Source organism: Methylophilus aquaticus (genome assembly GCF_030769565.1).
GTDB classification, from domain to species: Bacteria; Pseudomonadota; Gammaproteobacteria; order Burkholderiales; family Methylophilaceae; genus Methylophilus; species Methylophilus aquaticus.
The window spans coordinates 1-12,741 of record NZ_JAVCAP010000011.1 but is presented as its reverse complement, the minus strand read 5'-3'; the positions used below and the strand labels follow the sequence as shown (position 1 = coordinate 12,741).

At 47.0% G+C, this 12,741-nt stretch carries 6 protein-coding genes; all 6 read left to right on the top strand.

Features of this window, described 5'->3' with window-relative positions; translation table 11 throughout:
- The first annotated feature begins 12 nt into the window (after positions 1–12).
- The gene (locus Q9291_RS04975) at positions 13–1,941 is read left to right on the top strand and encodes a bifunctional diguanylate cyclase/phosphodiesterase (RefSeq protein ID WP_306388924.1); all 1,929 of its coding nucleotides are present in this window, start codon (positions 13–15) and stop codon (positions 1,939–1,941) included.
- Positions 1,942–2,075: 134 nt separating this feature from the next.
- Positions 2,076–4,220 carry a type I secretion system permease/ATPase gene (locus tag Q9291_RS04970; protein ID WP_306388923.1) on the top strand — a complete coding sequence of 715 codons (2,145 nt, stop codon included), beginning with the start codon at positions 2,076–2,078 and terminating at the stop codon, positions 4,218–4,220.
- A gap of 7 nt (positions 4,221–4,227) precedes the next feature.
- Complete coding sequence (locus tag Q9291_RS04965; protein WP_306388922.1) at positions 4,228–5,640, top strand: HlyD family type I secretion periplasmic adaptor subunit; 1,413 nt, start codon at positions 4,228–4,230, stop codon at positions 5,638–5,640.
- 5 nt (positions 5,641–5,645) lie between these two features.
- Positions 5,646–6,326 (top strand): LuxR family transcriptional regulator, encoded by a 681-nt coding sequence (locus tag Q9291_RS04960; protein ID WP_306388921.1) that lies wholly within the window; start codon positions 5,646–5,648, stop codon positions 6,324–6,326.
- Between the two features lie 217 nt (positions 6,327–6,543).
- Complete coding sequence (locus tag Q9291_RS04955; RefSeq protein WP_306388920.1) at positions 6,544–8,349, top strand: TolC family outer membrane protein; 1,806 nt, start codon at positions 6,544–6,546, stop codon at positions 8,347–8,349.
- A 222-nt stretch (positions 8,350–8,571) separates the two neighbouring features.
- Positions 8,572–12,741: beta strand repeat-containing protein (locus Q9291_RS04950; RefSeq protein ID WP_306388919.1), on the top strand; the 4,170-nt coding region annotated here is incomplete at its 3' end.

The following is a 12,741-nucleotide window of genomic DNA, read 5'->3' as shown; positions in this document are numbered from 1 at the left end:
GAGGGCCTCCAAATGTCACTGATAAAACAAATACGCATAGCAATTTCGGTCATTATTTTGATGGTGGCTGCCGGTTGCCTTTTTTTGGCTGTTTACGATGATCATCGTTACATGGCCGAGCAATTACAGAAGAAAAACAACGATAACGCAAATGGTCTGGCAATTACGCTGTCGAATATTCCTAAAGATAATGTCACTGTTGAACTGATTTTAAGTGCACAGTTTGATATGGGCCATTACCGCAGAATTGCAATCATGTCGCCTGATAACAAAGTCATGATCGAGCGTCGTAACCAACTGGCAAAATCCACTGCGCCAACTTGGTTTCAATCCATTTTTCCAATCCATATTCAGCCAGGCATGGCGAATATCCAGTCAGGCTGGCAGCAATATGGCACGCTGGTGATGGAAAGTGAGCCTTCGCTGGCTTACGACCAGTTATGGGAAACCTCGCGCCACGCCCTGATGTGGACATTTATTGTGGCCCTGTTGAGTTATATCGTCTCTGGCGTATGGCTCAAACGGATATTGTCGCCACTGGATCAGGTGATTGCGCAGGCAGAGGCATTGGGTGAACGTGAATACATCACGATTGAAGAGCCTGAAACGCTGGAGTTCAAGAAACTGGTACGCACCATGAATAGCTTGTCCGAGCGTATCAAACAAATTGTGACCGAAGAGTCGCAGCGTCTGAATGAACTGAACCAGCAAATTAATTACGATGAAGTGACTGGTTTGATGAACCAGTCGCACTTTGCCAATACCGCTTCAGTCGCCTTGAAAAGCGATAATTATGTGGAAGGTATGTTGACTCTGGTGCAGCTGCGCAACCTGTCTGATATTGATAGGCAACTCGGCTATAGTGTGACCAATCAACTGATTAAAAAAGTGGGAGATGTGATCAAGGCGCATGTTGAGCACTACCCGCATGTGTTCTGCGGGCGCTTGGCAGGGGGGCTGTTTGGTATATTCAGTCGACAGCCACTGGATGACTTCGCTGTTACATCAGAACTGAAGCTGGTGTTGGAGAAGCTGAATGCCGCACAGCAGTTGGTGCAATTCCAATTTGTGCTGGCGCATGCCAAAACAAAAAAATCTGATGATTATGCGGATATCTTCAGAGTGATGCAGTTTATTCTTGAGTTGTCGGGTGATCAGGCACCGTTGCCTGTGCGGGTAATGAATGCCAACAGTATTGTGACTTCAAGGAAAAATTACCTCAGTCAGTGGAAACAACAATTTTTGCAGGCTATTGAGCAAAAACAAATCAAGTTGGCGCGCTACCCGGTCATGCTGCGTGACCAACAAGTGCTGCATTACGAATGTCCGCTACGGTTGCACATAGATGAAGGAGACCAGTGGCTGGCAGCGGGCGCATTTATCGATTGGGCCAGTCAGTTGGATATGATAAAAACGCTGGATGGCCTGGCGCTTGAATGCGCCGTAGAGATGTTGCGTAAAGATAATGTAGCACTCAGTGTCAATGTATCTTCTGCAGCCATGCGTAGTGAGGATTATCGTGACAAGTTGCAGGCGTTAATACTCACGGTCAGTGCGCCCTCCAGAATGGGGTTCGAAATTTCTGAAGAGTCTGCCTTTAGTGATCCGGTTGCGTTCAGGCAGTTTGCGCAGTTAGTGAAGTCTCTAGGCTGTCAGATTGGTATCGAACATGTGGCTTCGCGCTTGGGGCAGTTAGGTGATTTACATGAGTTGGGCCTGGACTTCATCAAGTTTGACGCCTCATTGATTCGAGATGTGCATTTGCGACCCCAACAACAATCGCTGTTGCGAGGTCTTTGCATGATGGTCCGCACGATGGGGATTATGCCGATTGCCGAAGGGGTGCAAGACCAGCAGGAACTGGATAGTCTGAATGCTATCGGTATTGAGGCGGTCACAGGGCCCTATGTGCAGGAAGATGTAAACTTTAGTCAATTCTGATTAGCTCAAATCTGACAATTGGCCGACGTTATGCCATATACTCAAAGGTTTGACACGCTGCGTAAACGCATATCATTTAACTTGCATTAGCCATGTTGCGTGTTGATGATAAGGATAATAATAAGCTGAGTGCTATGGAAACAACACACTATTTTAATAAAAGTAATGCGGACTCTCTGTTAGAGTGTTTGCTCTATATTTGTCGCCATAATCGTTTAGCGACCACCCGCGATGCGTTGATCTCCGGCCTGCCGTTGGAAGATGGTAAGTTAACGCCTGAGTTATTCAAGCGCTCTGCAGAGCGCTTGCGATTGTCTGTCGAGGTTAAACAGGCAGCGATCTCTACTCTATATCAGCCTCAGGCTGATATCACCTTATTGCTCAGCAATGACCGCGCTTGCCAGGTGTTGCAGGTAGATTCAAGTCAGCATTTTGCGCAAGTCGTCTTCCCTGACCTCTCGATGGAGCCTGTCACCATGAGTATGGCAGATCTGGCCGCACAATATACAGGCTATGCGCTGGTAACCAAGCAAAACTTCATTTTCGATGCCAGAACGCCCGAAGTGGGCCGGGTAACCGTGCGCCACTGGTTCTGGGGTGCATTAACTGAAAATAAAGGGATCTATCGTGACGTTATGATGGCTGCTTTTGTAATTAATCTGTTTGCACTGGCAATGCCGCTATTCACCATGAATGTCTATGACCGGGTGGTGCCTAACAAAGCCGTAGAAACGTTGTGGGTGCTGGGGATAGGGGTTTCATTGATTGTAATAGGTGATTTGCTGTTGCGTTCTATGCGCTCCCATTTTCTGGATTGGGCCAGCTCCCGAATTGATGTGAAGCTCAGCGCTAAAATCATGGAGAAGGTATTGGGCACCCGCTACGATGCACGTCCCAATTCCGTAGGATCATTTGCTTCCAATTTGCGGTCATTTGAGAGTGTGCGGGATTTTATTACCTCGGCCACCGTAGTGACCATGATTGACCTCCCTTTTGGCATCATTTTCCTGATTGTGATTGCCTGGATCAGCCCATTAATGGTGTTGCCAGCCCTGGTGGGCGGTTTGATCGTATTGGTTTATTCATTGAGCGTGCAGGCTAAAATGCATGATCTGTCTGAAACGATGTATCGTGCAAGTGCGCAACGCAATGCCTCGCTGATTGAAAGTCTGGTCGGACTGGAAACAGTGAAGTCTATGGGTATCGAAGGCATCATGCAAAACAAGTGGGAGCGCAGCGCCTTGTTTTTGTCTGAAGTAGGCAGCAAGATGAAGCTGCTATCCTCCTCTATTACCAATGGTTCGTATGCTTTGCAGCAAATTATCAGTGTGGTGATTATCATTGTCGGGGTTTACCTGATTTCAAACGGCGACCTCACCATGGGGGGGCTCATTGCTTGTTCACAGCTTACCAGTAGAGGGTTGGCGCCGATCTCACAGATTGCCAATCTTTTTACCCAATACCATACCGCGGCAACTTCATTAAAGTCTCTGGATGAAATCATGAGCAAGCCTGTTGAGCGCAATGCAGGCGTCAATTTCTTGTCTCGCCCGGCGTTTAAAGGGGATATTGAATTCAAAAACGTTTCCTTCAAATATCCAGGAAGCGATGAATTTGCCTTGCATCGTGTCTCTTTCCGGATTCAGGCAGGAGAGCATGTGGGCCTGATTGGAAGGATGGGGTCAGGTAAAACGACGATCAATAAATTAATTCTCGGCTTATATCAACCTACAGAAGGAGCGATTCTGATCGATGGTATTGATGCGCGTCAGATCGACCCGGCAGAGTTGCGCCGCAGTATCGGCTACGTACAGCAAGACAGTCATTTGTTTTACGGTTCTTTGCGCGACAACATTACATTGAGACAGCCGCATGCGGATGATCAGGCAGTACTGGAAGCTGCGCAAGTTGGAGGGATTGCAGATTTTGTGAATGCACACCCCAAAGGATTTGATCTCGAAGTGGGGGAGCGCGGCGATACCTTGTCAGGCGGACAGCGACAAGGGGTGGGCATTGCACGTGCTTTCGTTACGCGCCCACAAATTATCCTGCTGGATGAGCCCACCAGTGCCATGGACCATTCTGGTGAGGATGTTGTGAAACGCCGTATTGGCGAAGCCGCGCAGAATAAAACCCTGATCGTGATCAGCCATCGGAATGCTATGTTGGAAATTGCAGATCGCCTGCTGGTGCTTGATGCTGGTCAGGTAGTTGCTGATGGATCAAAAGAAGATGTCACCGCGGCATTGCGTGCTGGCAAAGTTGGCAAGGCAAGGTAGGCGCGTTATGGCAAAAAAATTATTCGAAAAGTTTGGCAACATTACCGAGCGTGAAAGTTTTTGGGGGCGTTTGGGCAAACCTGTCACTATGTTGGTAGATAAGCTGGTTAAAACAGAAACCGCAGAAAATCGTAACTGGACTGAACAAGCCCATGACCTGATGGTGGCCCAGAGTATGCTGCATGCCAAAGTGGTGATTTACACCATGATTGGCATTATGCTGGTATTGCTGGTATGGGCAAATTTTGCCAAAGTGGATGAAGTCACCCGCGGTGAAGGCCGTGTGATTCCTTCCCGGCAAATACAGGTAGTGCAGTCATTAGATGGTGGTATTGTCACTGATATTATGGTTAAGCTGGGTGATACGGTTAAGAGGGGGCAGCCCTTGATCAAAATTGATGAAACTCGAGCAATTTCATCTCTTAAGGAAAATGAGAGCCAATTCTTGTCGCTCAAGGCAAAAGAGGCCCGGTTGAAAGCACTTGCAAACGGTGATAGCTTCAATCCGCCTGACGAGGTGCAACAAAAAGTCCCCGAAACTTACTTGCAGGAATTGCAGTTGTTTAACAATGGCCGTGAAGAATTAAATTCGCAGGTTAACATTGCTCGAGATCAACTGTCGCAACGTGAGCGTGAGTTGTCCGAAGTGCAGTTCAAAAAGGAAGTGGCGATTAAAACTTATGAGTCAAATATGAAAGAGTTGGCAGCCAACCGTCCCTTGTTGAGTAGTGGCGCTGTTTCAGAGATAGAGATCCTGCGTTTGGAGCGCGAGGCGAATCGAGCTAAGGGAGATATCGATCAGGCATCGGCACAATTGGGTCGTTTGACCTCAGCCATTTCAGAAGCTAGACGTAAAATATCTGAAGCACAACAGTCTTTCTTAAGCAAGGTGCGGACAGATTTAAACGAAACCACTGCAAAAATTAATAGCTTGTCGCAATCCAGTTTGGCATTGTCCGATAAGGTCAAGCAGTCGACACTGCTGTCCCCGGTGAACGGTAAAATCAGCAAGCTCTACTTCAACACGGTGGGGGGGGTCATTCAACCAGGCAAGGAAGTCATGGAAGTTGTGCCTTCAGATGACAGCTTGGTCATTGAAGCAAAAGTCCAGACTAAAGATATTGCGTTTATCCGACCTCAACAGCCTGCAATTATTAAATTGACGGCCTATGATTACACTATTTATGGCAGTCTTGATGGCGTTGTGGAAGATATTGCAGCTGATTCCACAATTGACGATAAAGGAAATGCATTTTATGTCGTTAAAATAAAAACAGTTAAGAATAATCTGGGAGAGCATTTGCCGATTATTCCTGGGATGGTGGCACAGGTGGATGTGTTGACCGGTAAGAAAACGGTATTGTCTTATCTGCTAAAACCAGTACTTAAAGCAAAATCATATGCATTAACCGAGCGCTAATTACTATGAAACATTTATTTATTACATCATTACAGCAACCTATAGAGTCATGGAAAATCGCTTTTCCTGAGATGATGGTCGCGGGTAGTGACCAATCTTTAAAGGTATCCGAGAATGGTGTTGTCTGGGTACATGTTCTACATGAGCAGAATGTAGCCTGGAAGGCGCTGGTGCAAACTGTTTTGAGTCGCTCGCCGCATGCAAAAGTAATCGTGCTGTCAAATAGTCCTGAGGAAGCTGAGGCAATGCAGGCGTTGGCTTTGGGCGCTGTGGGTTATTTGCATGCGTATGCGCATCCTAAGGTGCTTAAGGAGGTTTCCAGTGTAGTCGCCCATGGCGGGGTATGGTTGGGAAGAGACTTGCTGAAGCATTTAATTGCAATCACTACCCAACCAGTGCATCAAAGTGCGCTACAGCAAGAAGAGATATTGGAGGCGCTCACCAAGCGTGAACGTGAGGTTGCACTTGAAGCCGCCAAAGGACTCAGTAATAAAGAAATTGCCCGCGTACTCTCTATTTCTGAGCGAACTGTTAAAGCGCATTTAACCTCGGTATTTGAGACGTTGAATGTAAAGGACCGTTTACACCTTGCGCTGGTGTTACAGGGAAAGGCTTCTGAAAACTCTTTTTTTTCGGTAAGTAGCCTCCAAAAAAAAGGGGTGAATAAAATGCCCTTGAATTCTTGATGTGTTTTATTTGTTTATTTTTTACAGATAATGTAATTTTTTGTTTTATCTGGAATCTTTTGACTAAAAAAACACTCTTTTTTGCAAATTTGACAATTCCCGCTTTAAAACGCCTAAGGACTATGCTGTCACTAGGCCTATTCCCCTTGTGCCTTAACAATTGAGTCGCTATACTGAAGTATTGACTCAATCTTTATAACTTGTTAAGAGCCTGCACATGAAACTAAAAAAAATCGCTTCGACAATTCTAATGGGTGTATTTTCGTATTCCGTTAACGTATGGGCCAATAGCCCCGATACCCTGGAAAAGATGATTGAAAAAGCCGTCTCTGAAAACCCTGAGGTACAAGCGCGCTTCCATGCGTTTAAAGCCGCAGAGTTTGATGAGTCTGCGGCAAAAGGACGGTATCTGCCTAATCTGACGATTGATCAAACGTTCAGAAATCAAGAGCGATTGACGCCTAACGTTAACAACACATTCACGCCAAATCAGCAATCTACTTTGACTCTTCGTCAGATGATTTTTGATGGTCTGGCAACCCCATCCGAAGTCGGACGTCTTGACCATGTTGCCAAAGCAAGGTTTTACGAATTGCAAGCGCAAATGCAAAACGTAGCACTTGATACTGCCGCTGCCTACTTTGATCTTCTGAGGTATCGTCGTTTGGTGTCATATGCGCAAGACAATTTTGTTGTGCATAAACAGGTTTTTGACAAGATTAAGTCCCGTGTAGATGCTGGTGTGGGCAAGAAAGTCGATCTTGAGCAAGCCACAGGTCGTTTGGCGTTAGCAGAAGCTAACTTGTTGACTGAAACAACGAATTTGTATGATGTCTCTGCACGCTTTCAGCGCTTGGTTGGTGAGTTGCCGTCTGATAGCGTCGTTGAAGTGATGATGTCTGATGAAGGTTTGGCAGCCACTCCTGAACAGGCATTGGAATTGGCATATAAACAAAACCCTAATGTTCTGGCATCCATTGAAAACATTATTGCGGTTGAAAAGTCTGTTTCTGGTAAAAAAGCACCATTTATGCCACGCGTGGATTTGCAAGGCCGTAAAGTGCTTGATGTGAATGGCGCTAGCCAGAACAGTACGCTTGCTGCAGATACATTGGAAGTAACAGCAAGCTGGAACATTTTTAATGGATTCACAGATAAGTCCAATCTGGACTCCGCTGTTGAAAATTTAAATCAGTCACACGATTTGCGTGATAAGGCTTGTATTGATGCACGTCAGCAAGTTTCGATTGCTTACAACAGCATCAAACAGCTTAAAGAGCAGGTCGCCTATCGTCAGCAACATCAGGATTCGATCGAAAAAGCGCGTTTGGCCTATCGTAAGCAATATGATATTGGTCAGCGGACATTGCTTGATTTACTTGATACCGAAAACGAATACTTCCAGTCGCGCCGAAATTTCACTAGTGCTGAAATGGATATGAACACGGCCTATGCCAGAACCTATGCTGGTCAGGGGTTGTTGTTAAGTAAATTGGGCGTGACTCGTGCAGATGTTGGTGAGTATGCGCGCGAAGAGTATATGGATCGCGAGAATGTATGTAAAGCTGTCGCTGCAACACAGGTTGTCCCCGATAAAGCTGCCTTGCTTGCAAACGCAAAACCTTGGGATGGTGGTGCTTTCCAGCCAAAAACCCAGGAAAAAGCAACCATGAAGTTTACGCCGCGTATTCTTTTCCAAGCCAACAGTGCCATTATATTGCCTGAGTCTTATGCTGACTTGGATATTGTGTATGACGTTGTCAAGGAGTGGGGAACTGACCGTGTGGAAATCGCAGGTCACACTGACAAACGCAATACTTCCAAAGAGAAATATAATTTGTTGCTTTCAGAAAAGCGTGCAAAAGCAGTTTCTGACTATCTGATTAAAAAAGGTATGGATCCGAAGCGCCTGATAGTTAAAGGCTATGGCTTTTCAAAACCTCTTGAAGAAAATGATCCGGTCAATGGTAATGATGCGAACCGCCGTGTTGAGGTGATTCGTTACCAGCAAGTGGCTGAATAAAAAATATTAATCTGGTACTGGCGGTAGCCGTCAGACAACTCAAACGGGGTCACGTATGTGACCCCGTTTTTATTTAGCTTTTATGAGTTGGCAGAAAGCCTATAAAAAGGTATTGGAAGAAAACTCCAAATACTGTACTTCAGTACAATAGATTTATGGTTTGCAATTGCGTCTAATAACGATCAACGTGACTTTGGTCTCAATTTTTTTGTGAGGATAAAAATGGCTACAGTAATTGGCACTGTTTCAAAAGTTGAAGGTATGGCAATTGTCGTTGACGATAAAGGTAATCGTCATATGCTCAAAGCTGGAGAGGTGTTGCATGCAGGTGATAAGGTTATCACTGCGTCTGGCGCGACCGTTGTTGTAAAGCTTGCTAATGGTGAAACAGTAAATTTTGCTGAAGCACAAACCGTTAAAATTACTGAGAACTTGGCACAAGCCGATGTTTCTGATGTGACTGAAAATGCAGTTAATCAGGCAATTTTTGATGCTGTACTGACTGCATTAAATGAAGGTCGTGATGTGACTGACGTGTTGGACGATCCTGCTGCTGGCGGTTTAAGCAGTGATGGTAACTCAACATTTGTTAACTTGGAAAGAATCCAAACTGCCGATGCTAACGCTAATAATTTCAATGGCGGTAGCGGGCTAGGTACCAACGCCACATTGGGTGGGATTGCTCCGAACTATGTTTACTTTGCGGAGGCTACTGACTCCCCGACTGTGACACTCGTTGATGATCAAGCACCAGAAGGTTTTCTGAATGCCAACGAAGTGGTAAATGGTTTAACGACTGCCCGTATTGGACTGCCGATTGGGGTTGAGCCAGGTGATGTAGTTAATATCACTCACAATACTGGTGCAATTGCTGTCACCCTCACTGCCGCAAACATTGCAGTTGGGTTTGTTAATGTCGATATCCCTGTCCCAGCAAGTCTGGAAGGCACCACATTAGTGGTCACTGCCTCGGTGACAAACCAGTCAGGTCAAGTTTCACCCTCTGCATCAGATTCCGCGTTTGTTGACACAACTCCACCTGATTTAACGAAGATCAGTGGTCAACTGCCAGAAACATTGGTGGATGATACTGGTGCAAGTCAAACAGATAATATTACAAACAATCGTACACCAACTCTCACTGGTACAACAGAAAGCGTGACCGATAAAGTAGAAGTTACGGTCAATGGAACAACCTACACAGCTACAGTTTCTGCTGGCCCAAATGGTACTGCTGTGTGGACTGTGCCTTTAACTGGTGCAGCTCTGACAAGTGGTACTTACACACCAAAAATTACAGTGACTGACGTTGCTGGTAATGTAAGCACGAAAGATAGTGAGACCTTCACGGTTGATATCAAGGCACCTGAAGTCACAATTACGCTGGACTCCAATGTGGCAGGTGATGGTGTTGTTAATCTGGTTGAGTCGCAATCTGCGGGTATTCCAGTAACAGGGAAAGTGACTGGTGAGTTCAAAGCCGGTGATGTAGTCACTATCACTGTGAATAACAAGGACTTTACAGGCACTGTAACTGCGGGCGGTACATTTACAATCAATGTACCTGGTGCAGATTTGGCAGCTGATCCTGACCGTACCATTGATGCGCGTGTGACTGTCACTGACACTGCAGGTAACTCCACGACTGCAACTGACACACAAACCTACAGCGTCGACACCACCCCACCGGATTTAACGAAGATCAGTGGTCAATTGCCTGAGACCTTGGTTGATGATACTGGTGCAAGTCAAACAGATAACATCACCAAAAACCCGGCGCCAACCTTAATCGGGACGACAGAAAATGTGACCGATAAAGTAGTGATCACTGTTAATGGCAAAGATTATACAGCCACAGTATCCGCCGGGCCGAATGGAACAGCGGTATGGACTGTGCCTTTAACAGGCGCTGGTCTGACAAGCGGTACCTATACACCACAAATCACAGTGACTGACCTTGCTGGCAACCAAAGCACTAAAGGTAGCGAGACCTTCACTGTTGATGTGACCGCGCCAATAGTGACTATCACCTTGGATTCTAATGTTGCTGGTGATGGCGTTGTTAACCTGGTTGAGTCTCAGTCTGCCGGTATTCCCGTGACAGGTAAAGTTACTGGTGAGTTCAAAGCCGGTGATGTGGTCACTATCACTGTGAATAACAATGACTTTACGGGCACAGTGACTGCTGCCGGTACATTCTCAATCAATGTGCCGGGTGCAGATTTGGCTGCAGATGCTAACCGTACCATTGATGCGCGTATTACTGTGACTGATACTGCAGGCAACTCAAGTACCGCGACTGACTCACAAACATATGGTGTGGATGTTGATCCGCCAGCATTGGCGATCAGCCTGGATGCGAACGTCGCTGGTGATGGTATTGTGAACGTTGCGGAGTCAACCGCAGCAGCGATTCCTGTCACAGGTACCGTGAGTGGTCAGTTTAAGGTTGGCGACATTGTCACCCTGAGCATCAACAACAAAACCTTTACGGGTGCTGTACTGGCTGGCGGTAAATTCTCCATTGACGTTCCAGGTGCAGATTTGGCTTCGGATGCAGATCGCACAATCGAAGCAAGCGTGACGACTACTGATGTTGCAGGTAACAGCACAACAGCGATCGATACTCAAACTTATACAGTGAACCTGTTGCCCCCTGCCTTGGCGATCAGTCTGGATGCGAACGTTGCTGGTGATGGCATTGTGAACGTTGCCGAGTCAACGGCGGCAGCGATTCCAGTCACCGGTACTGTGAGCGGCCAGTTTAAGGCTGGCGACATTGTGACAGTGACTGTGAATGGTAAAGACTTTACCGGTGCAGTGGCGACGGATGGTACGTTCTCGATCAATGTGCCAGGAGCGGACTTGGCGAAAGACCCTGATGCCACAGTATTTGCAAGTGTCACGACTACCAACGCAGCGGGTAATAGCGCAACAGCGACCGACACGCAAACTTACACAGTGAACCTGTTGCCACCAGCTTTGGCGATCAGCCTGGATGCGAATGTGGCTGGTGACGGTATTGTGAACGTTGCCGAGTCAACCGCGGCATCAATTCCTGTGACTGGTACAGTCAGTGGCCAGTTCAAGGTGGGTGATGTTGTCACTTTGACAATTAACAACAAGCCATTTACTGGCACAGTGCTGGATGGTGGCAAATTCTCGATCAATGTGCCTGGTGCCGATCTGGCAGCGGATTCTGATGCGACAATTTTTGCGAGTGTGACGACGACCAATGCAGCGGGTAACAGCGCAACAGCGACCGATACACAGACTTACACAGTCAACACAGCGCCACCAGCAGTAGCGATCAGTCTGGATGCGAACGTTGCTGGTGATGGCATTGTGAACGTTGCCGAGTCAACGGCGGCAGCGATTCCTGTCACCGGTACTGTGAGCGGCCAGTTTAAGGCTGGTGACATTGTGACCGTGACTGTGAATGGTAAAGACTTTACTGGTGCAGTGGCGACGGATGGTACGTTCTCGATCAATGTGCCAGGAGCAGACTTGGCGAAAGACCCTGATGCCACAGTGTTTGCAAGTGTCACGACTACCAACGCAGCGGGTAATAGCGCAACAGCGACCGACACGCAAACTTACACAGTGAACCTGTTGCCACCAGCTTTGGCGATCAGCCTGGATGCGAATGTGGCTGGTGATGGGATTGTGAACGTTGCCGAGTCAACCGCGGCCTCAATTCCTGTGACTGGTACAGTCAGTGGCCAGTTCAAGGTGGGTGATGTTGTCACTTTGACAATTAACAACAAGCCATTTACTGGCACAGTGCTGGATGGTGGCAAATTCTCGATCAATGTACCTGGTGCCGATTTGGCAGCAGATTCCGACAGTACAATCTTTGCTAGCGTGACCACAACGAACGCGGCGGGTAATAGTGCAACAGCGACCGATACACAAGATTACAAACTGGCAATTAACCCGAACCTGTTTGCAACGATTGCATTGGACGCAAACTTTGCAGGCGACGGTATTATCAATATTGAGGAAGCCAAAGCGACAACAACGATTGCAGTGACTGGCACGGTGGGTGGTGATGCTGAAGTTGGCGATCCCGTGCTTGTGACTATCAACGGCAAGGACTACGCAACAACCGTGGTGACGCGTGCGGATGGCAAACTGGGTTTCAGTGTCAATGTAGCGGGTAACGAATTGGCTGCTGATCCTGATAAAACAATTGATGCCAAGGTGACTGTCAGCGATAACGCTGGCAATTCATTGAGTCAATCTACGCAACTTACCTACACTGTTGATCTGACACCACCGAAAGCCGAGATTGCGCTGGATGCCAACTTTGGCGGTGACGGTATTATCAACATAGAAGAAGCGAAAGCGACTTCGACAACACCAGTGACAGGTACAGTAGGTGGTGACGCG